Annotated in this window: 20 protein-coding genes; 4 read left to right on the top strand and 16 right to left on the bottom strand. The window is 40.9% G+C overall.

What is annotated here, in order from left to right; genetic code table 11:
- Nucleotide 1: 1 nt before the first annotated feature.
- The 10 genes from E0E36_RS15780 to E0E36_RS15735 all read right to left on the bottom strand — a co-directional run bounded on the left by E0E36_RS15780 (nucleotide 2) and on the right by E0E36_RS15735 (nucleotide 9,295).
- Nucleotides 2-2,821, bottom strand: coding sequence for an SdrD B-like domain-containing protein (locus E0E36_RS15780; protein WP_130856754.1), 2,820 nt, complete (start codon nucleotides 2,819-2,821; stop codon nucleotides 2-4).
- A gap of 88 nt (nucleotides 2,822-2,909) precedes the next feature.
- On the bottom strand, nucleotides 2,910-3,515 hold the full coding sequence (locus E0E36_RS15775) for a LuxR C-terminal-related transcriptional regulator (RefSeq protein ID WP_130856753.1): 606 nt from the start codon (nucleotides 3,513-3,515) through the stop codon (nucleotides 2,910-2,912).
- 168 nt (nucleotides 3,516-3,683) lie between these two features.
- Nucleotides 3,684-4,040 (bottom strand): response regulator, encoded by a 357-nt coding sequence (locus tag E0E36_RS15770; RefSeq protein ID WP_130856752.1) that lies wholly within the window; start codon nucleotides 4,038-4,040, stop codon nucleotides 3,684-3,686.
- 50 nt (nucleotides 4,041-4,090) lie between these two features.
- Complete coding sequence (locus E0E36_RS15765) at nucleotides 4,091-5,653, bottom strand: PAS domain-containing sensor histidine kinase (protein WP_130856751.1); 1,563 nt, start codon at nucleotides 5,651-5,653, stop codon at nucleotides 4,091-4,093.
- Nucleotides 5,654-5,783: 130 nt separating this feature from the next.
- Complete coding sequence (locus E0E36_RS15760; protein WP_130856750.1) at nucleotides 5,784-6,473, bottom strand: LuxR C-terminal-related transcriptional regulator; 690 nt, start codon at nucleotides 6,471-6,473, stop codon at nucleotides 5,784-5,786.
- A 120-nt stretch (nucleotides 6,474-6,593) separates the two neighbouring features.
- Nucleotides 6,594-7,061: a hypothetical protein gene (locus E0E36_RS15755; RefSeq protein WP_130856749.1), complete on the bottom strand. Its 468-nt coding sequence runs from the start codon at nucleotides 7,059-7,061 to the stop codon at nucleotides 6,594-6,596.
- A gap of 374 nt (nucleotides 7,062-7,435) precedes the next feature.
- On the bottom strand, nucleotides 7,436-7,708 hold the full coding sequence (locus E0E36_RS15750) for a hypothetical protein (protein ID WP_130856748.1): 273 nt from the start codon (nucleotides 7,706-7,708) through the stop codon (nucleotides 7,436-7,438).
- A 117-nt stretch (nucleotides 7,709-7,825) separates the two neighbouring features.
- Nucleotides 7,826-8,038, bottom strand: a complete 213-nt coding sequence (locus tag E0E36_RS28385; RefSeq protein ID WP_165447007.1) for a tyrosine-protein phosphatase — start codon at nucleotides 8,036-8,038, stop codon at nucleotides 7,826-7,828.
- Complete coding sequence (locus E0E36_RS15740) at nucleotides 8,025-8,246, bottom strand: hypothetical protein (protein ID WP_130856746.1); 222 nt, start codon at nucleotides 8,244-8,246, stop codon at nucleotides 8,025-8,027. Before E0E36_RS15740 ends, E0E36_RS28385 begins: the two co-directional genes overlap by 14 nt.
- Before the next feature lie 14 nt (nucleotides 8,247-8,260).
- Nucleotides 8,261-9,295, bottom strand: coding sequence for a hypothetical protein (locus E0E36_RS15735; protein ID WP_130856745.1), 1,035 nt, complete (start codon nucleotides 9,293-9,295; stop codon nucleotides 8,261-8,263).
- 304 nt (nucleotides 9,296-9,599) lie between these two features.
- Here E0E36_RS15735 and E0E36_RS15730 point away from each other — a divergent pair, with 304 nt between their 5' ends.
- Both E0E36_RS15730 and E0E36_RS15725 read left to right on the top strand, forming a co-directional pair.
- Nucleotides 9,600-10,682, top strand: a complete 1,083-nt coding sequence (locus E0E36_RS15730; RefSeq protein ID WP_130856744.1) for a sensor histidine kinase — start codon at nucleotides 9,600-9,602, stop codon at nucleotides 10,680-10,682.
- On the top strand, nucleotides 10,679-11,407 hold the full coding sequence (locus tag E0E36_RS15725) for a LytR/AlgR family response regulator transcription factor (RefSeq protein ID WP_130856743.1): 729 nt from the start codon (nucleotides 10,679-10,681) through the stop codon (nucleotides 11,405-11,407). The genes E0E36_RS15730 and E0E36_RS15725 overlap by 4 nt, the downstream gene beginning before the upstream one ends.
- A 107-nt stretch (nucleotides 11,408-11,514) precedes the next feature.
- Here E0E36_RS15725 and E0E36_RS15720 read toward each other — a convergent pair whose 3' ends face one another.
- The 4 genes from E0E36_RS15720 to E0E36_RS15705 form a co-directional block, all read right to left on the bottom strand.
- A complete protein-coding gene (locus E0E36_RS15720; RefSeq protein WP_130856742.1) occupies nucleotides 11,515-12,114 on the bottom strand; it encodes an FMN-dependent NADH-azoreductase in 600 nt (199 codons plus the stop codon).
- Between the two features lie 240 nt (nucleotides 12,115-12,354).
- The gene (locus E0E36_RS15715; protein WP_130856741.1) at nucleotides 12,355-14,187 is read right to left on the bottom strand and encodes a RagB/SusD family nutrient uptake outer membrane protein; all 1,833 of its coding nucleotides are present in this window, start codon (nucleotides 14,185-14,187) and stop codon (nucleotides 12,355-12,357) included.
- Between the two features lie 11 nt (nucleotides 14,188-14,198).
- Nucleotides 14,199-17,510: a SusC/RagA family TonB-linked outer membrane protein gene (locus E0E36_RS15710; RefSeq protein WP_130856740.1), complete on the bottom strand. Its 3,312-nt coding sequence runs from the start codon at nucleotides 17,508-17,510 to the stop codon at nucleotides 14,199-14,201.
- A 243-nt stretch (nucleotides 17,511-17,753) separates the two neighbouring features.
- Nucleotides 17,754-18,347, bottom strand: a complete 594-nt coding sequence (locus tag E0E36_RS15705; RefSeq protein ID WP_130856739.1) for a TetR family transcriptional regulator — start codon at nucleotides 18,345-18,347, stop codon at nucleotides 17,754-17,756.
- Nucleotides 18,348-18,677: 330 nt separating this feature from the next.
- On the opposite strand from E0E36_RS15705, the gene E0E36_RS15700 reads away from it, so the two are divergent.
- A complete protein-coding gene (locus E0E36_RS15700; RefSeq protein WP_130856738.1) occupies nucleotides 18,678-19,904 on the top strand; it encodes an alkaline phosphatase family protein in 1,227 nt (408 codons plus the stop codon).
- Between the two features lie 151 nt (nucleotides 19,905-20,055).
- Entirely contained in the window at nucleotides 20,056-20,577 is a 522-nt protein-coding gene (locus E0E36_RS15695) for a GNAT family N-acetyltransferase (RefSeq protein WP_013667966.1), read from the top strand.
- A gap of 197 nt (nucleotides 20,578-20,774) precedes the next feature.
- Here the strand turns inward: E0E36_RS15695 and E0E36_RS15690 are convergent, their stop codons facing one another.
- Nucleotides 20,775-21,344, bottom strand: a complete 570-nt coding sequence (locus tag E0E36_RS15690) for a DUF417 family protein (protein ID WP_130856737.1) — start codon at nucleotides 21,342-21,344, stop codon at nucleotides 20,775-20,777.
- A gap of 74 nt (nucleotides 21,345-21,418) precedes the next feature.
- Nucleotides 21,419-22,231 carry a helix-turn-helix domain-containing protein gene (locus E0E36_RS15685; RefSeq protein ID WP_130856736.1) on the bottom strand — a complete coding sequence of 271 codons (813 nt, stop codon included), beginning with the start codon at nucleotides 22,229-22,231 and terminating at the stop codon, nucleotides 21,419-21,421.
- Nucleotides 22,232-22,291: the final 60 nt, after the last annotated feature.

Raw genomic sequence — 22,291 nt, 5'->3', positions numbered from 1 at the left:
ACTAGAATTTTTTAACGTCTACTTTACGGCGTTGGTCATAATATTTAAAATCTAAAACGTATTTATCCGGTGCTGCCTTCATATCGATCTTCTCTATTTTATTTTCTATAGTAAATGGCATTTCATCCGTTTCAACGGAAACCTCATAAATATCAGGAGCTAAATAAAAAGTGTATCTCCCATTCTGATCAGTTAACGTTCTATAGACCCTTCCTTGCGAATCGACGGCAATCAAGCGAATACCCGACAGTAGTGGAGCCGTTAGCTGATAGTTTTTACCCATAACTTGCATTTCGCCTTGCAATAACTTGGTTTGTGTCAGCGGAATTTCCATGGATATATTCTTGTTTAGGACCAAGGATATTGGTTGCGTACTCGTCCAGCCCTTTGTACTCAGCAAGTCGACGGTATAGTTTCCTACTGGCATATGCTGAAATTCCGCCTGACCGGATTTATCGGTCACAGCGGTTTGATCATTTATTTTAACCATGAGACCCGAAATGTACGATTCTCCTTCGTCTCGATTGCCATTGTTGTTAAGATCCTGATAATAGATGAGGCGGATTCTCTTGCCGTTGGATGTCTGCATGGCAGCAAACTGTTTTTCAATACCGATCCGTATCTGTCGCGTATCAAATGAAGAACGAACATAATTCAGACCTACCTCCGCAGGCAGTGTTGTTTGCATGGTCACCAATGTATAGAACATATCGCCTGTAACTGCCCAATTTCCCTTCAGATTCCACCTTGCCGTTCCATTTACAGAATAATTACGCGTATCTGTAAAGCCATAATAATTATACATCGCTGCCAATTGTACCTGCAACTTATTTTTAAACGCTGTAAAATTAGTATTGGGGCCTATTGAATATAAGCGGTAAGCTGCATCATTTACGTTTGCAAACAGATCGCTGAGGTAATAGGGATTTATTTGGATATAAGTGCTAATACCGAACAAAGGATTGGTATAGCTTCCGTTAATCCGCAAAGAATGGTAAGAGCTTGGAGCCATCGGCATCGTGCTTTCATAAACATAGCCATGATCAACGTGCAGATAAAAACTATGTATGGGAGCTGCATAACTCACATTCAATAGCATTCGCCCCGCCGAAGATCGCCATCGCGACGGGGCTTCGCCCTCCGATGAGTAGGTACCATTCCGTAAGCTTTGTTGCATGAGGTAAGGCTTCATTTCCAGCCGAAATCTTCCCAAATTTTTACCATAACCTATTTCGTAGGAATAGATACTATTTTGAAAAGGGAGATAACCATATCCGTATCTTCGACCTTGATAGGAAGGTCGATTATTCAGCAAGCTAATACGTAGGGAGTATGTTCCGCCATCCTCTGTTGATTTTATAATTCGACTATCGCTTTGCAAAATTCCACGTCGAAGCCCTGTAAAATAAGGACTGCTGTAATAGTTATTGGTACTGAATTGATACTCTTTATGTGTGATTGAGTAATCGATTCCCCCAGCTACTGCTCGCCGAGTGCTTGCAATGTCCGTAAAAGTTTCCTGGCTATAACCTGCTTCTATTTTCAAATCATGTTGCGCACCTAGCTTCAGAGGAACTGCAACACTGACCTGATGACTGTTCAACGCATTAAATGATTGGTGGCTATGCAAGTAAGTCAATCGCCCCTCTTGCCCGTTTTTCAAAAAACTATAATCCGCGGCTAATATATTTTCGTTCGGCAAATCATTGAATATTTGAGAAGCCAGCATATAATTATTCTGAAGAGCATATACACTTACGCGGTCCACCTCATTGATGCGATAACTGGCCCGGGCACCACGTCCGCTTAGCGCGTAATCTAAGTTCTCATAAATGTTACCTAACTTCAGCCCCCAATTTTGATTTTCATAAGACAAATAGGTATCATAGAGATTAACACCGCCCAACTGCTGATAATAATCCAGATTTAAACGATAGTCAAGTTCGTGTTTATTCGTCATAGTAAGCTGGCCATTCGCCTGCATTTGGTAAATTTCATTATACTGATTTAAACTGAGATATCGAAAAGCGGCCGTATTATTAGGTGTTTGTGCGAAAGGCGCATTACTGAAAAACGAGCTTACACTATTCACGTGTTGAATGCGTACGCGATGCACGGCTAATTGCTGACCACTAGCGTCTACTGCTTGAATAGTGACGGAAAAATCAGCTGCCTGGCGGCTATTCGTTTTGTTTCGAGCAATGAACGGAATCAATTGGCGCGCACCTGCCGGCAATGTAAGACTCATCTGCTCGCCCATAAACTCCAATCCTTCAGGAACTTCGCTTAAAACCAAACGAAAGGAAATGGGAATTAAGCCATTGTTTACACAATTCAGCATCAGCTGCGTTTGGTTTGTACTTGGTTGCAAGAAGTAAACCGGTTGTTCTGTTTGGAGTGTTAAGGTGCGTGTATCCGCTAATTGAGTATAGAAGGAGGCATTAGGCAGCGCCTCCATTTCCTGATCTAAGGCATTTAACCGAACCTCAAAGCGTTGTAAATTTTCAACGATAGTCTGTTTATCCGCTATGTATTTTACGGGGAACCGCTTTTCCTCTCCCGGATCGAGTCTAATTGTGTCAGGTAAAGCGATCAGCGCCTTATTGGAAGATTTCCCGGTCGATTCAATTGTTAAGAAGACCTCATCAATAGTATGGTTTTTTACTACAAGTTTATTACTAAATGTACTACCTGGCTTTATAATTAAGGTATCTCTCTCGAAAACACAGCGAACCGTTAAGTCTTGCGCATATACATAACCGATGCACCAAACTATAGAGAAAAAAAGGATCAATATGGCTATAAGAGCTTTCACAAGCATGACAGACGTACATAAATCCCAAAAACAAATATTCTATTTACAAGGCGGACCTAGAAAAAGCAGATGTCACATAACGATGTGATGATTCTTAATATTTTAATTGTGCGATCAATTCCCCCTTACTGTTTATGTTTAACTTGCGATAAATCCGTTTAATATAAACCCGTACCGTGTCAACTGCCAAATTGTAGCGATCGGCTACTAGCTTATAACTCAACCCATCGGCAAGCCCGTTAGCAATCTGCAATTCGCGCGCGGAAAGTAGATCCTCTCGTCGTTTTGCATCATGTATCCTTTCCACCATTTCGCGGGAAATAAAAGGGCTAATAACAGACCCACCTTTATGAGTTGCAATTAACGCTGATGCTATATTATTTAAGCAAGTAGACTTTAACAAATAGCTAACGGCGCCCGCGCGAAGGGCCTCCAGTACAGTCGCGATATTAGCGATTTCGCTTAATATGATTATATTTGTTTTTGGAAACTGAATTCTTATCTGTTTAATCACTCTTGTCGAATATCCTTTAAGTTCAACTAAGATCAGTTGTGGTGACAGCGCCTTTTGATGGAGCAGGTTATTGGCGCGCTCCAGCTCGAAAAGGATGTTGAATTCCTGACTTCTTTGGTTCAATAAGAGCGTCCGAATTGTAGCTCTCATCTGTTCATCCGGTTCTATTATACCTACGCTTACCATAATTATTCTTTATACTTGGTAACGAAGAACAATTATACCAACAATTAGTTTGAGAAAAAGCGAGAAATATTGAGAAATTATTTACAAATTATAGTGAATAAACGAGAACAAATTATCTTATACCGAGCTAAGACATACTCGTTTTCTTCTCAATGGCGTGCGGCACCATTAAGTATATCGCTCTATTTTTTCAAGCATATCGTTTAGTTCAAAAGGCTTGGCTATATAATCATCGGCTCCCGCTTCTTGGGCGATTTTCGCGATGTCTCTGTTTGCGGAAAACATAATAATGGGTAGTTGACGTGTTAGGTCTCGGCTTTTGAGCTGTTTACAAACGTCTTTTCCGTTCACACCCGACATCCAAATATCCAATAATAAAATATCCGGAAGCTCATGCCGTGAGTCTGTTACTATGCTCAAGTCGTCAGTTGCTTCAACGTCATAATTACACACCTCAAGCAATAATTTGACAGAATCAAGGATACCTGGATCATTATCTATGATCATTACCTTTTTCTTTCTCATCTTTATGCCAAGCTTTAACTTTTAACAACGTTTAGCTGATTATGTTCCCTTTATTTCTTTAGAAGTAATGAAAATGAAAAAATAGAGCCCCCCTCTTTTTTGTTTTCCAACCAAATGGTTCCTCCGTGCCATTTGATGATTTCCGAACAAATATAAAGCCCCAGTCCTAAGCCTGGATACGTATTCTGATTTCCACCGGTTACGCGATAAAATCGCTCGAATATCCTTTCTTGGTCAGCTTCAGGAATGCCAATGCCAAAATCTTCCACAGAGAATACGATAAGATCGCGTTGATTCTCATTAACCAGCTTGGTGTACACATAGATAACATCTGACTGAGGGGAATACTTAATCGCATTAGTTAACAAATTGATGACAACCTGCCCAATCCGATCTTGATCACCAAACACCGTTCTTGATGTTGTTAAACGCCTAATGATCTGATGCCGATGCGTAGTTCGTTGTATTTCCTCCACCACACCATCAATCAATCCATTGAAGTCGAAATGTTTCTCTTGCAAGTGTAGCTTTCCACCTTGTATTCTCGACACATCAAGTAGTTCCGCTATTCGCGATGTTAACTTATCAATCTGCGCCTCCATTTTTATGGCAAGGGCTGCTGCTTGCTTGTCATTCGCTTCTTGCGCAGAACGATGAAAGATTTGGGTATAGGCCTTAATTACCGTCACCGGTGTTTTTAATTCGTGTGAGGCCATAGCCAAGAATTCGTCCTTTTGTTCCGAAAGTTGCCTCATCTCGGTAATATCACGGGTTGTACCTGCCACCGCAACAATTTCATTGTTTGCGTCAAATACCGGCGAAAAGATGTAATCATAAATGCGTCTACCAAGTGTAGCATGAGGGAAAGCAACTTCGCCTCTTATCAATCGTTTCGTTGCAACCACTTCGTCAATCTCCCGCTCGTGCATTTCGGCATGCCATTCTTCATAGCCCAATTCACGAAGCCCCTTACCCTTTGCCTCTTCCAAGGTGTTTTTGCCCCACATTATAAGTAAGGCCTTGTTAGCATAGGTGAATTTGTATTGTAAATCAAACACGTAGACAAGATCCGGTGTACTTGCCGTTACTGCCTCATAAAGCCTTTTCTGTTGTTCCAGTTCGTCTTTCGATCGACATAAGGCTTCTTCCGCTTGCTTCCGTTGCGTAATGTCACTGGTGGTTCCAAACCATTCAATTATATTGCCGTCTCGGTCCACAATTGGAATAGCACGAGAAGATGCCCAACCCATTTTACCGTCAAGCCGTTTCACTTGGTGTTCCAGTTGAAAAATGCTCTTAGTGCGTAGTGCTTCTTGGATGACATGCAAGATCTGTTCCTTATCTTCGGAATGGATGTACTTATCCATCCAATGTTGAATGGGTTCCCCTGTATCTTCGAGAAATTCACGGCCCTGAAGTTCGAGCATAATGGTCCAATCTGCGTTCATCCGATAAATGACATCGGAAGTGGCTTTCACAAATGCGGCAAAACGTGTTTCACTATCTCGTAATTGCTTATTAACGTTTACCAATTGCTGATTTAACACGTTTGCGTCGGAAATAAGTGGGCTAGAAAATAACTGAGCACTATTCGTCTTCGGATCTGTCATCATTGTCAAGGTCGTCTTTGGTGAATTATCTATCAAAACCGACGCCGGTTTTTTCGTAAAACTGGAAGCCTATTAAAAAATAATATAAAAAACAATTGGGAAGCTTATATTGATGAATAAACAGCGCCCCTTATTAAGCGGAACTAACTCCTATACATCGCTGCTTATCAACCAATGTCCAATTGAACAGCTCATAGGCATGCAAGGTTACCCAACGAATTAAAGCCGGCCGATCCGATACCATGGCCTTCTTGCATAACCTATCAATACAGACTCCTACCCTACGAGCAGGTATTTTCAGCTCGCTTCCAATTTCCGCATTGGTATATCCTTCAACGACATAATGCAAAACCATTTTTTCTTGCTCACTGATCAAAGGTATTTTTCCGTTGAGTGCAAGACCTGATAAGCGAACAACATTTTCGGCGATCTCAAAGGAAGTTTCAGGTGAAAGCACATACTCGCCTGCTAACAGCAACTTAATTATAGTCAGGTAGTAATCATAAAAAAAACTCCTGGAGACATAACCATTTAGGTAAGTCCGGAAGTTGGAGAAATGAGTATAACAAGCCAACTCATCCACCAAAACAAGTTTTCCCGCAACACCGATATTGTGTTTGACTTTCGTCAATGTAGTTTCGTCCACGCGCTTTGTCTTCGTTTGAAATAGGAATAAAATTTTTGGGGGAACGCGATAATTTTCGATAAAATCATCTACACTTTGATAATATTGGAAACTACATGTTTGGTTTTCACTGATTGCGAGTCCATTTTTCAACAGGGCGGATCCCTCCCTGATAATTGAGATTTTTACTTTTTTCATGGTAGAACGACAGAAATTACGGTTTCTAAAGTCTTGAACAACAAAGAAGGATTTTTGTTCGCTTTTCTATAAAAAGCTCTTGATTTTGATACCAAAAATCACTCCTTCATAAATCTAGGATTACGAAGAATTGCCGAGATAATTTCGTTCCAAAATGCGCTTCAATAGTAAAAAGGGCAGTCGATGCGATCTAAGGAACGTGTTCAATTCGTCAACGGGCATTTTCAATTCAAGCGCCAACAAAGAGAGAAAGGGAATGTCCAATTTTTGCAGTTCGGTTACTTCCTCAATACTGAATGAACCGATTGCTTCGCAATCATGGTATAAATCTTTCAGCTTTCGTATTTTATTCGCTTGTTTCTTTGTGTAGTCCTCGATCAGCTGCTTGTGATCGCGCATGAAATCGTCAAAATATCGATGCAACAAATGTACCTCTTGAAAGGGTAGCTCAAAATCAAGACTTGTTATGGAGTCGTCGCTACGTCTACTTATCCGCACCAAAACGTTCACTTTTCCATCGAGGTGTACGTATTCTAAAAGTTCAAGATAAGTAGTCCCGTCTGAAAGTTTAATGCTCTTTTTCCCCATGATATCCAAATGGCGACAATATACCAAATTACCAAGCAAAAATAATTTTTAGTTAATTTTTTAGACTAGCAACTAATACATTAATAAAAATAGGCTAACAAACAAAAATACAATAGGTTTCTTTTATATGCAATATCCTACTTTTTCAAAACTTATACTACAACAAATATTAGTTTAATACGTTTGCCGTTGATCTTAACTAAAATGCAATGCCGTAAACAGTAAATGTGATCTTCAACGTAAGTTTATAAAGGAAGGCTTCGGGCCGGACCCTTGCGTCAGCGAAGATGAGAAGACACGATTCGCTGTAAACTGAGAATCTTTCCATGCTATTAATCGAGAAAAAGTCGATATTTATATACAATGGTTACCGGTCACCACATCTCACCTAGCAGTTTCGACTTTATTTCCTGTCCCAGTATATCGTCCTCATTTAGATCAGACATCCGGACACAGAGTTCAAGATGCCAACTGTGTATAGATTCCTCAATGGTGCTACCAAACCCGAATATTGTATCCGAAATACCATAGTAACAGCAATACATTTTACGGTAAGGGAAGACAATAGGAGTCAATACAGTATATACGTAATTCAGTTCAAGAACAGAACCTATTTCTTCATGGATATGAGAATTGCTGCGCTCCATTTGCCGTATTTTTCATCAAATAGTATTCATTATGGAACCATAGACTAGCCATTTTGTTTATTTAAAATGATATTTTAAAGAAGGAAGGCAAATACTAAAACGCAGATTAACCCGCTTTCAATGTTGAGGAACTTGCAATATGTTCAATATTAAGGCTGTTGCAATTCCCGTACGATCGCGGCCGCCAGTGCAGTGATAAAAAACCGCCTGCTTTTTGTCCATTGTTAACAGGACTTGGAATAACGGTTTGTAACGAATTGCCAGTGGATCTACCCGACTATAAAATGCTGTCAGGAAAGCAGGGAGTTCTTCAGGATTAACTCCAAACAATGGGCAGTTCGACGCAGGTATAACCGCTTTTTCCAACGCAGCGTACGATATCTTGTGTAGTAAAAAAAGCGCCTTCAATACGCAAGATGTTATCTTCGTCTTCTAGATCAAAATTGATTTTCGAGCCTGGGTAGATTCGAGAAAGAAGACGAATGATACGTTCAGCCTCCTGGAGATGCGCGACATCGGTTCTAAAAACTTTGATCATGTTACTTGCTTGCTTTAATGTGTCTTATTCTTTCTTACCAAAAACGAAAACGGATTAAAGGATACCCCCAAATTAACGTAGAATGTTGGATCAGGACTTGTTTGGAATACCGGGTCGCCAAAAGAATCTTCTTTCCGGAATAATCGGCCTGATGTTGTCAATTTCATTCCCGTCTTAGCCGTGAGCACAAAATATTTTGCTAAAAGATGTTCATACACCAATCCCGAATTAATATCCAATTGCCTGTATTCATATCGCTGTGAAGTGCCGTCAAGATCGTAAACATAAAAAGAAGTTCTATCTAATTCGGTTCCCAAAGACAGACGCCCATTGTTAAAGACATATTTTCGAAGGTAAATATTTCGTGGCAGTACAATGTCGGCTATAAGTCCATTATTGAATTTATGCTCATAAGAAAAGGTTGGTATAAATGGTGTTTGTGCGCTGGGATCGATGTTAACCAACATTCCAACCATTAACCTGGTGCGTTGATTGGCTTTCAACACCATCGTGGCGGTCAACAGCCCTTTAACCCTTTCGAAATGTCGGTCACTGCCATCACCGGAAATGCTAGAGGTATAGATGGTCCGTTTGTTAAATAGCTTAGAGAAATAGGTAAGGGTAAAGGCTGAAAAGAGGTAATGATAATCTTCATCTACCGTTTTAATTGCACTGGTGGGTAATGACAAATCTGTGTTTAGTGAGGTGTAGCGATAGCCGGCTGTTGCGCCCAAAAGCCAGGTCTTTCTTTTTATAAAATTAAAATTAGCGCTAATGTCGGCCTGTCTAATGTGATTAACCTTACTCTCCGGAATCGCATTGGGGCCTTTCTCGGAAGTAAATTTGTAAGGTGCCGTCTGAATGAACTCGATATTCAATGGACGGGTAAAGGCAAATTTGTCGGCTACATAGGCCACGGCTTTTTTTCGTATGTTTAAACTATCGGATGTTGCCCTATACAGGCTGTCTTTCTGTTGCGAAAAACATTTTGCTGAACATAGTGCCAATAAGTTAAACAGAAGGAAGCTGGTTTTCTTTAAATTATCCATTTAATCGAGATTTTTTAATGTTGATGCTATGGCAGACATTACAGGATAAACCGGTACTACTCGGCAATAATCAAGTAACGATATTTCGGGGTCATTTTTACTTTCCATATAATCCGATGTGGGATTAACAGTCCAAAGAAAAGCATAAGCTTCTGACTTTTTTGGGTTTTTAGACCAAAGCCCTTACATATTATACTAAAGCCTTTCTATGGTAGATTTGGTATAATAAATAACAAGGTTAGTATAAAAACTAGTGTACATACTGCTTATCGAATTATCTTTGCTAAGAATTTGATCTTCCCCAATGCAGCAGCAGGAATCATTAGAAATAAAGAATACAGCGATTATCCGACTAATTGTAGACGAGCGTTATCGAGCGTTTCGACATATTTTTCTCTTTTTAGGCCTCTTTGTTATGATCTCCTTTACAAATCCCTTATCAGAATACACGGGGCTTTATCGTTATTATCGTCGGTTTTGTGTTTTTGCTCATTTAATATTCATGTTCTATGTGAATATGAATATTTTGATCCCTAAATTTTTCTTCAAAGGTAAATATGTACTATATATAGTGTCTTTACTCCTACTGGTAATGATATGCCTCTTTATGATGAAGTTTTTACTGGAAAACACACTCGACCCACAAAACGTTTCTGTAAACTATCAAAAGGGCAACCCTGCTAAAGGATTCTATGAAACTACACTCATATTAACACCAGTCATATTGGTTACCACGATGATCAAGTTATTTCAACGTTGGATACGCGATAATGAGCGGATGTCTGATCTTAAAAACCTCACCCTCACCATGGAACTAAACGAGTTACGAAATCAGATCAATCCGCATTTTCTTTTTAACATGCTGAATGGGATTAAAGCGCTGGTTCGCAGTAACCCTGAAAAAGCGACGCTCGTTATCATGAAATTATCTGAGTTTCTTCGTTATCAACTTTATGAAAATAATGTAGAAAAAACACCACTCCGATCCGAGATTGATTTCCTAACCAACTTCCTCGAATTAGAGAAGATCCGCCGGGATAACTTTCAGGTTGAGGTCAATGATCAGTCGACCATGCATAACTTAAATGCTATTTTTTTACCCGCCAATATTTTCACCACTTTCGTCGAAAATGCCATCAAACATAGCATTGATATAAAGCAAGGGGAATCTTATATTCGTATTGACATAAACGTAAATAATCATAAACTTTATTTTGATTGTGTTAATTCAATAGATCCCAATTATGTCGCTTCAGATAAAAAGAACAGCGGACTTGGGCTGGCAAATGTTAAGAGACGGCTCCATTTATTATACGGCGATAGTTATACATTAAATACCACTTCTAAAGTAAACGAATACCATGTTCACTTAATCTTACCGATATGAATTGTATTATCGTAGACGACGAACCATTGGCGAGAGATGAAATGCACGCGCTGATTAAAGATGTCTCTGACCTTGACATGCTGGGCAAATTCTCCAATGCGCCGGCAGCGCTCGATTTTATAAGCACCAATGAAGTAGATCTTATCTTTCTCGATATTCAGATGCCTATGGTAACCGGCCTGGAGTTTGCTGCACAAATCCCCAACCAGGTACTCACCATTTTTACAACCGCCTATCCGCAATATGCCTTAAAAAGCTATGAGCTTGACGCCATTGATTACCTTTTAAAACCCGTTGATAAATCCCGCTTGGAAAAAGCAATACATAAAGCCGAAATATATAAAACGCTGCTTTCACATGCTACGGAAAAGAACACCATTGAAGCGAATACGGAGCAGTACTTGATCGTCAAATCTGATCGTCGATTTTATCGGGTAAACTTCGAAGATATCCGATTTATCGAAGGACTCAAAGACTATGTCGTGATTTATACCAAAAGCCAGAAATTGATAACAGCGATGAACTTAAAGGCCATCCATCAGAAAATTCCTTCTGCGATATTCGTCCGTGTAAGTAAATCGTATGTGGTTAACAAGAAATATGTTGAATCATTCGACCATCATACCATTTATCTAACGGACAATGAAATACCTTTAGGGGAAGTCTACAAAAATGATTTTTTTAAGGAATATTTAGGCAATGTTTCCAATACGGATATTCCCTGACCAAATTTGTCTTTATTTCAGGTAATTTTCCGAGACTTGTAGACGTCGACCACTGCAAACACGCGAGGATCGACGCCTATCTTTCTAATTATATCACAGTTACTACTTTACACTACGATACTATCGATGGCCGTATCCAATGCAGTTTCTTGAACCGCCGATACGGCAAAACCTTCGCCCCGAATAAACGTAACATCGGTAATGCCTATAAATCCCAGAGCCATTTTAAGATACGGTGTCACGAAATCAAAGGGTTTATAGTCGCCGGAGCTATAAATGCCGCCTGTTGTTACCGCTACGTAGGCTTTCTTTCCCGTTATCAGACCTACCGGGCCCTCAGGCGTATATTTAAAGGTAATTCCTGCGCGTGTAATATGATCAATCCATGCTTTCAAGGTAGATGAAATACCAAAGTTGTACATTGGAGCACCAATTACCAAAATATCCGCATCCATTATTTCCTGAATCGCCTGATTGGAATGTTGTATAGCTGCCCTATTCTCATCTGTGTGTTTCTCAGCTGGTGTAAAAAAAGCATTGAGATGCACTTCTTCCAGATGAGGGAACGGGTTACGCGTTAAATCTTTCACTTTTACAAAAGATGCAGGCTCCTTTTCTCTAAGGCGGTCGATTACCGCATTCGCTAACTTGATACTGTTCGATTGCTCGCCCCTTGGGCTAGAAATAATATTTAGAATCCTTGCCATTTTATCTCTAATAATTTTTTGATTTGTTTTATGAGGTAAAATTAGGCAAGCAGCTCGCTGCCCGAAATAACATAGGTTAAGAAATTCGATTGATTTAGATCAAGAACTTACGTGACTAAGTAAACAATAAGGTGGGCAATTATCTCGCCACGTTCCCAATAGCGTATAGTTGATATGGGGGAAGTAGAGAGTGCCTGATGACAATCTAAGCTTTTTAGGCACCCTCATAAATTATTTCAACTATTCCCAACCAAAAATCTGTTTAAGATTGGGATTGAGCATAATCTGTTGTTGCGGAATCGGCCTATAGTAATATTTAGGGGCTACAAATGTTCCTACATCTTCTATTATCTGAATATTTCCTGCGTTTGCTCCTCCTAAGAAGACAGATACATCCTGACCGAAGGTACCAACGCGATAATATTGGAGCACCTTACCCAAACTATTGGTTTCTTTATCGTTAGGGATCGATTGCGAAGCAGGAAGCAAATAAATATCAGGCACGCCGTCACCCGTTAAATCATGTTTTCCCAACGAAGCAAAATAGATCCCCTGTGGTTCCTTTTCCAGTACTTTTCCCGCCTCCCACCGCATCAAATCATCATGTCGTAAGCCCTCCATTGCCAATTCTACCCTACGTTCCCTCCTGATTTCCAATAATTCGCTGCGCTGTGCAGACGAAAGATTGGGAAATTTGGCAGCCTCCACCGGATCCATTGGCGGGTTTAAGGTCATGTATGGCATACTAACACGATCCCTTAACTTATTTACGGTGATATCCAAGTCGCCTTGCGTAAGTTGCGCTAATTCGGCCCTAGCTTCCGCATAAATCAACAGGACCTCAGCAAAGCGATAAAGGGGCACATCCATATTATTCCGTACATCCTGATCTGTTGTATTATAAAAGCCTTTAATCTGATGATAACCCGAAAAGTTCTTCGCCAACTGTTGCACATATAAACCCGTTCCCTGCGCATAAGTACCGGAGCGTACCAATACCCATCCCGGATAAGCAAATGTTTGATATAAACGCGGATCACGGTTGCTGAATTCTTCAACAAACTCGTTTTGCTGATAGTTAGGGCGACTGCTATAAAAAGAACCGTCCTTCATAAGATACGCCTGTACGAGATCCTTTTGCGGATAAGTCTCATAGTTGCCGAAAACCCCTTCGCCACTATCTCCATTCAGCACATTCGCTTGGTAAAACCGACCAAATATGATTTCCGGATTGCTTGAGAGATCCGCACTTGCGAAAAGGCTCCCATAGTCTTCATTCGGTTTTCCGGTAGAATAGAGGCTAAAGGTCCCGCTGTCCATAATTTCTTTTGTCACAGCGGCCGCTTTTTGTAGCAGTTCATCAGCTGATTCTGACAAGTTCAGTTCAGCATGGTATTTCCGAAAAGTTCCTTCATATAACAAAAAGCGGGCATAATCAGCTTTGACCACCCAACGGTTCACGGCTCCTTTAGGGGCCGAAACATCCACATTGTTCATTGCGAACTCATAGTCTTCGATGAGGTGGTTGACCACGGTTTCCCGTGAGTCACGCCCGGCAAATAAAATGTCTTCGCTGTTTGCTTCCAATGGTACATCTATCCAGGGAACATCCGAATAGCGTTTTATTTTATCAACATAAAAGCGGGCACGGAAAAAACGGGCTAAACCTTCGAAGTGGTTTAAGCGGTCCTCTGCAGCGTTGGCCCTCCGGAAATGCGCCAAAAAGAAATTAACATTTCTGAGCTGGCCCCAGTCCCACCCACCGGTAATTGTGGTAGAAGAAGGATTGGTGGTCATCATGGTTTTCAATTCCACATTGCCCGTCGAGAAGGCATTGTCGGTTAAGTTATAAGCATCTGCTGTATAAATACCGGTAGAAGGAAAATTGTAAAGATTATAAATATATAAGTTTAAGTCTCCTTCCGTATTGAAAAAATTGCCCGCGTCAATATCCGTTTCGGGTGTTTTTTCCAAAAAATCATCATTACAGCTTACTGTCGAAAGGGCTAGGAGTCCGATGAACAGGCCGATTTTAAGAAACTTGTTCTTCTTTGTATATTCTATTGTTGACATGTTTTTATTTTTTAAAAGATGGCATTGATTCCTACCGAATAACTCCTTTGAAAAGGGTAAGTCATTCCATTTCCTTTTCTACCGATACCACTGGTCGGATCGGTATTGATATTTGCGTTCGTACTTTCGGGATCATAAAAATCTTTGATTCCCGACCATTCGAAGAGGTTCTCACCAGAGGCATAAACACGAAGACGGGCCAAGCCTATTTTTTTTATCAATGTTTCAGGTAAAGTGTAACCGATTGTAATATTTTTTATACGCAGATACGAACCGTTAAGCAGATAGCCGGTTTGGGGAATGGCCAATCCCATCGCATCGTCAATTCTTGTTCCTAGGTTAGCATCAGCCAACCACGATTGCATAATCGGGTATTTTCCGTTGGGATTTGCATCTGCAAGTCCGAGGTTCAGATAAGATTGCGAATGACGCGCCCTTTGTTCATCACTATCGCCGGTAGGTCTATAAAAGTCGAGCAGATGCTCATAGATATTTCCGTAGGGCTGTTGGTAAAAGCCCCAATAAAGGTAATCGATTGGATAATAATCCCGTTTTCCAACACCTTGTAAAAAGACCCTGACATCAAAATTTTTCCACGAGGAGTTTAGATCAAGACCAAACTGGTAGCGTGGTGTTGAATTTCCGATTACGGTTAAATCCTTTGTGTCGTCCAGCGTATAGCCCTTTTCAATTTTTCCGTTACCATCCCGATCGATATATTTGGGCCATCCCGGTACAATCTGTAACGCACCCCAAGGAATAATAGCCGACTCGTCTAATTGCGCAATCTCGTCGGTATTGGCAAAAAGTCCGTTGCTTTGCAATCCCCAGATTTCCCCCAGCTCCATTCCTTTGTAGTATTGCAGGATGCTTCCGTTCGGATTATCAAACCGTGTAATATGTGTTTTAGAATCGGAGAGTACAAAGCGGCCCTGGAAGGTCAGTGGGCTTCCGCCAACCTCATATTTATTCTGATATCCAAATGAAAGCTCCCAACCCTTGGTTTGCAGGTCGGCAGCATTTTCACTCGGCTCAACGGCACCCAATACGCCGGGGAGCTCCTTTCCGCGTGTTAACATATTGAGGGTGTTCCGTTTATACATGTCGAAAGTCAGCGTAATACGATCCTGGAGGAGCCCCATATCCAAACCGACATTAAGTGTATTCACCTTTTCCCACGTATAATTGGGTGAAACCAGGAGCGGCGGACTGATCATGGTCGGGCGCGAATCACCGATCAGGTAACCGGACTGTGAAGCCTCCATGAAAGGAAGATAGCCGTAGTTGGCCACGTTCTGATTTCCTAAGGAACCATAGGAAGCCCGAAGCTTTAGATTATTGACGGTCTGACGGATACCGTCCATAAAAGACCCCTGATCGATCCGCCATGCAGCGGAAGCGGAAGGGAAAAATCCGAAGCGTTTATTTTTGGGAAAGCGTGAAGAGCCGTCATATCTTCCGTTGAATTCCACGATATAACGGTCATTATAAATATAATTGACTCGACCGAAAGCACCTCTAAGCGCATAGGTTCTAATGTCTTCCTCGCCATTGGTCAATCCTGTGGCTAAGCCAATCGTGGGATAAGACGAAGAAATCAGGTCTTGTTTGCTGACATAAAAAAATTCGTCACGGTAATTTTCCTGGTTATACCCCACAATGGCCGACAAACTGTGTTTTCCGAAACTCTTATTCAACGTACCATAAATATTGAATACTTGATAGGTAATGGATTCGGCATCTCTTCTGGCACTATTCTCTCCTTCCTCACGTACATCATTCGGACCATATCCGATTTGATATTTGGTATTATAAGAATTCGTGTTGATGGAGGTATTTCTAAAGGTAAAATCACTATTAACGGTGAGCAACCTATCCCAAAAAGACATCTCAGCGGTAAAGGTAGACTGAATCATGTTTTGCTTCACCGTTGTTGCACCACCGTCAACTAGTTGGGCGGCCAGCCGACCTACGGTTTCATTAGCCCAGGTGCCATCCGGGTTCTTATCCCATGAAGTAGGAAAAATAGTATACAGATCATAAATACTGAAAGGAGTGTTCGTAACAGGCAGTGATGAGGAAGCTTGGCTGGGATTGCTGTAAAATCGGGTCGGCGATTTTCGGTTCGTATAGGTATAATAGGTGTTATTTCCAACTTTAAGCCACTTCTTTAAGTTATAATCAATTTTAGCGCGCAGACTATAGCGTTCATTGTAATCATCGGCCAAGGTTAACGGACTGTTCTGTCTGTTATAACCGCCTGATAGGTAATATTGTGCTTTATTGTTTTCGCTCACGCCGCTAATGGCGAGGTCGTGATTTTGGTTGAAGTTATAATCATCCATAAAATAGCGGCTCCAGTCCCGATTACCCATATATTCCCATAAGCTGGGATCGGTCGGATTTACCCGTACCCCGGCGATAGACGGATTATCCGATCGTTCTTTGGCATATTGGTAAAATTGATCGCTATAATTAACGTTATCCCAAGGGGTATTATCGGTAGATAATTCCAGTAAACGCGAAAAGATGTAAGGGTCTGTCACCATTTTCGGCAAAACGGTAGGTTTATTTAGGCTGAAATTATTGGAGTAGCTGACGGTAGCACCCGCTACAGCGCCTGTTTTAGTTTTAATTAAAATCACCCCAAATGCCGCCCGCGCCCCATAGATGGCCGCAGCGGACGCATCTTTGATCACCGACATCGTCTCAATGTCCTGTGGCGCTATCAGGTTCAGTTCAGCGGCACTTATCTGCACACCATCAACCAATATAAGCGGCCCGCCACCATTGATGGAAGTGATGCCCCGAATGTTGATGTCCGCCGCTTCACCCGGACCACCGGATGCAAAGCGGATATTTAAATTTGGCACCATTCCCTGCAAACCTTGCGCAACATTTGCTATTGGCCGATTCTGTAGGTCTGTTGCTTTCACTTGGTCGACCGCACCGGATAGGTTCACTTTCTTCTGTGTTCCGTAACCAACCACGACAACTTCGTTAAGGCTTTGTTTGTCATCGGCCAATATGATGTCGTAATGCTCAGCCGCTGTTACCTTTACCTCTTGCGGCAAATAACCAATGGCAGAGATATGCAGCACATCCCCTGTTTTTACTTTTAAAGAGAAAACGCCGTCTATCGTTGTCGACGTTCCCTGTGTCTTACCAACAATGGCAATACTCACACCGGGCAGTGTTTCGCCAATCGAGTCTTTCACCGTTCCGGAAATTGTGCGGTCATCTTGACGCACCTGTCGGCCATATACCCCATACTGCCAGATGATCAGCGGGCTTATGACAAGTAACAGTAAAATCTGTTTCATAACTATTTTTTAAGATTAGGGATCTGGCAACAAAGATGAATTTCAGATGTTAAGGAGGAATTAATATATCGTTATTTTAATTGAACATTCATTCAATTAAAAAAGAAAAGACACTTACTGTCAGTCACTATCATAGGCCACTAACCTTATGGCGGCGTTGTTACGATCAATAAAGATGCGCAAGTCCGCTTCCGAAATATGCAGACAGAATAGCAAATTAGGAAGGAATGCTTGTAGGAGACGCTAGGTTAACTTTAACAGATCATAAACTTCCTCTTTGTATTGATTGAGTCTATTTTCGACCATCGACTTATCTTCTACCAACGATAAATAAAAATAAGCGCCATCCAGAAAAATAAAAATCAGATCAGCCGTATGCGCTGGGTTCGTTAGACGCAGCTGTTCCCGGTCGTTCAATTTAGCGAGTATGGTGCTAAGCATCGATCGTAACGAGTCGAGAATGGTAATGTATTTACGCCTAATTTGTTTGTTCCGGAAACTCTCTGCATAAAAGTCGTAGAATAGACTATCATCAAATAATTTGTTCCATTTCTTTGAAAAGAGTCGATCAATAATATCGTAGAGGTCTGTCAGGCTATAATCTTTTTCCTTGTCTATGTTGAAAATCAGCAGATAGCGTTCCAATAAGTAATCGATCAACGCTTCCTTTAAATCCTCTTTAGTAGCAAAATAATGGATGATAAGGCTGGGGTTTATATTCATCACTTTAGCCACTTTTGCTATTGAAGTATTGGCGTAACCAATTTTTTTTGCTACTTTATAGAAGACTTTGATAATCTCCTGTTTCCTGATATCTTTTATACTTTTTCTACCCATATATTTATCGTACTGAAATCGGTTACAAATAGATGAGTTATTATTGAATGAACATTCAATTAATTAATAAAATAAAGATTTCTTAATGATGGCTTAACTGCTCAAGCTGAATTTTACCGCAATGAATGTAAGTACGACAAAAAGAAAAACCCAATGTCATCCCTATTAAAGAACCAAGTTAATCAATCCTTTCTGATTATGGGGATAATTCGGGATATTTGATTTTTGCCGAAAGATTTAAAACATGAAACCATCATGATTTATTCAAACCACACAGGGGAATGAATAAATCTGATAGCTTCATCACCACTAAAAAGCAAATTTAAATAGATGAAAAAACTTAGTATTTTAGTTCTATTCTGTATGTGCTTTGGCCCTGTCATTGCACAACGACAAAAAAAGGTAGTTTTCATAATTGCAGATGGCATTTCAGCCGATGCATTGGAGCGAACAGACGTGCCAAATATGAAAAAGTTGATGGCGAAAGGCGCCTACCTTCGCGCTTACCAAGGGGGTGAAGCAGGCTCGTATAGTGAATCGCCAACAATTTCTGCTGTAGGCTATAACAATGTACTAACAGGCGTTTGGTATAACAAACACAACGTTCCGGATAATGATATCAAAGATCCCAATTACAACTATCCAACGATTTTCCGTTTACTGAAAGATGCTTTTCCAAAGAAAAAAATTGCCGTTTTTTCCAGTTGGCAAGATAACAGAACGAAGTTAATCGGCGAAAACCTGGCACAAACGAATTACATTAAGATGGACGAAGCGTTCGATGGGTTGGAATTGGACACAGTGAAATATCCACATGACGCGAAACGCCGGTTTATGTTGGCAATTGATCAGGCAGTTAGCGCTAAAGCTGCCGAATCGATTGCCGAGCGGGCACCCGACCTCTCCTGGGTATACCTCGAACACACGGACGATATGGGCCACATGTATGGCGACAGCCCCGAATACACAGAGGCAATACAAAAGGTAGATGAAGAGGTTGGGCAAATTATGGCCGCTATAGACGAACGCGAAAAAAAATTCAACGAAGACTGGCTACTCCTGGTAACTACGGATCACGGAAGAGCAGAAAAAGATGGTAAAGGCCATGGGGGGCAGTCCTTTCGCCAGCGCTCAGCATGGATTCTCAGCAACAGGCCACTTAAAAACACCTATAGTGCAATGCTATACCCTTCTGTCGTTGATATTCTACCTACCATTGCCCGATATATGGAGATTCCTGTTCCGACAATAGCCGCACGCGAATTGGATGGTATTTCTTTAATGGGCGAAGTAGCAATAGCGCTTCCAAAAGTTCATCGCCTAAAAGAACACCTCGACATTTTTTGGACTCCCATGAAGCAGGAGGGCGAAGTGAAGATCTGGCTATCCACCACCAATAATAAAAAAACGGGCAAAGAAGATGAATATCGGCTCATGGGCACGTATCCATTAACCGGTAAACATGCGCTTGTTTCTATCAAAGATATCCCTTCCCCTTTTTATAAAATAGTGTTGGAAACGCAAGACAATACGGTCAATCGCTGGGTAACCGAATAAAGGTTACCTACAGATCTAATATGCTTATCGTTTATCCCCATTTATAAGGGTTTAACTGCTTTTGGCCGGCCGCTGTCTTTCGAAATTAGATATTCCGGTATATTTGCAAAAAAGAGCTATTCAAATCTTTATTTTGAAAGACCGTATGATCATGAAGTCGATAGCAGTTAGTAAAGCGTCGCTTGGCGAGTTAAAAGTTATTCAAGACCTTGGCCGAACAACCTTCTTTGAAACCTTTGCAGCCAGTAATTCCGAAGCCGACATGCGCACCTATTTGGAGGCAAATTTCAGTGAAGAAAAGATCAGAACCGAACTAAATAATGCAGAATCGTTATTCTTCATTGCCTGGGACGGGGAAGAGGCGGTAGGTTATCTGAAAATTAATGTGGGCCATGCGCAAACCGAAGAACAAGGCGACGAAGCATTGGAAATTGAGCGTATCTATGTAAAAAGTAGCCATCATGGAAAAAAGGTCGGACAGCTTCTTTATGAAAAGGCGCTCGAAGTGGCAAAATCGTTAAACAAAGTATACATCTGGCTCGGGGTTTGGGAAGAAAATCCACGAGCTATCCGATTTTATGAAAAGAACGGATTCGTTGCATTCGATAAGCACATTTTCAAAATGGGCACCGATGAGCAAACGGATATTATGATGAAAAAGAATCTGAAATAAGCCGTTTCCATGTCAGTCATTGCTTAATAATTTTTATTAAAAAACCCACCCCGGGGAAGGGGATGGGTTCTACTAATTGAATTGGACAAGTTTGGCAACTTGTTTTCGAAGTCACCATAAAAATAACAAGCCTGCATTATAATGACATTAAAGACCACGAACGATGAGCGGTTATTTTCTTTGCTAATCGATTGCTCTCAGCACCCTTGTATCCGTTTGGCAGCATCTGATGCAACTAACAGCCCACCTGCCATCATAATAATATCCTTAAGAACCAATCTGCCCGCGCCTGAGAGATAAGGAAAGCCGTAATTGGGCGTTGGAAAATCGCCTCCCAAATTTGGCACATATACCTCCGGTGTGGTGATGAGGAAGGATAAGGTTACGATCGACATGGCGGCAGTTAACAATCCGCCCAGCAGGCCTATTCGTGCCGACCATATCCCTGCTAAGGTCAATAGTCCAATAACAATGATGACGGTGCCCAAGCCGAAAGCAAAAAGGTAGGTCCCATTTTGTTTATGCCAGGCCACATTTTTAGCTACTGTCTTCCCTTCCGGGTTTTTATACTGCTGGTATTCCGGTGCATTCTTTGTGTAAAAGAAGCTCATAAATGGACTGTTGGCAACAAAAGGGACAATTCCATCAGCCTCATATTGAAAGGCTTTCAATCCTCCTATCCAAGCCATTACAATAAAAATGACAATACGCATAAGATGAACAAAACTCGCTTGTCCATTTGCTAAAACGTTCAATAGCTGTTTCATATTTTATTTTCTATTGAACAAAGGTAGCGGGCCGCTTAGGTTTATAAAATGGACAGAAACGGCATTATGGTACACTATTTTGCCGCAATGGAAATCCCCACTTTCGAGCGAAATTCCGATGGAGAGATACCCACATTTTTTTTAAAGTAACGACTGAAATAATGTTCATCATCAAAATTTAGTTGTACAGCGATTTCTTTTATTGATTGATACGTCAGGTGTAAAAGCTTTTTCGATTCCAATATAATCCGATCTTGAATAAAAATAGAAGGCGCTTTACCTAAATGTTTCTTGATTTTTTTACTAAAGGCATCTATACTGAGGTTAAAATGTTGCGCATAAAAATTCACAGACTTTTCCCTCATAAAATTTGCTTCCAGTAATTGCTGAAAAATGCGCCCCTCACCTATATCCTCCTGCTGTGGAATTTCATGTAGATTAATCTGATGCTTCTTCACTTGACTCGATAAAGCCAAGATCAATTGCAGGTAGGCTTTGACCACCGCATCAGAAAATTCAAGGCCAACCTTTAGTTCCTTCTCCATTTTGCGAACAAGTTGCTCGATCTCAAGATATATTTCCTTTCCCAAGTTAACATGAGGTTGTAGATAGATGTTATTAAAAAGCAGGCCGTTGCAAGCCACTTCTTTTTTATGGTATTCAATACAATAGAAATCTCCGTGAAACAGCAATTGCAAACCGGTTGTCAACGGACCTTTTAACCAACTCAAATGTTGATACGGGCTTAGGCAAAGTAAAGAGTACGGAGCGGTTTTATAGTTCGTAAAATCTACCGTCATCTCCATCGGATCGCGGAGCAGGAAAATTTGATAGAACTCATTATCTTGAGTTTGTACTTCGTTGCCAATGGTACGGATAGAAAGCATAAGGCAAAGTTAACCTGATTTTTTCTTTTTACATGGGTACGTTTTTTTTCAGTTAAAGTC

The organism is Olivibacter jilunii (genome assembly GCF_900607235.1).
In the GTDB taxonomy this organism is placed as follows: Bacteria; Bacteroidota; Bacteroidia; order Sphingobacteriales; family Sphingobacteriaceae; genus Olivibacter; species Olivibacter oleidegradans.
The sequence above is the reverse complement of the archived record's forward strand: the minus strand, read 5'-3'. Positions and strand labels throughout refer to the sequence as shown.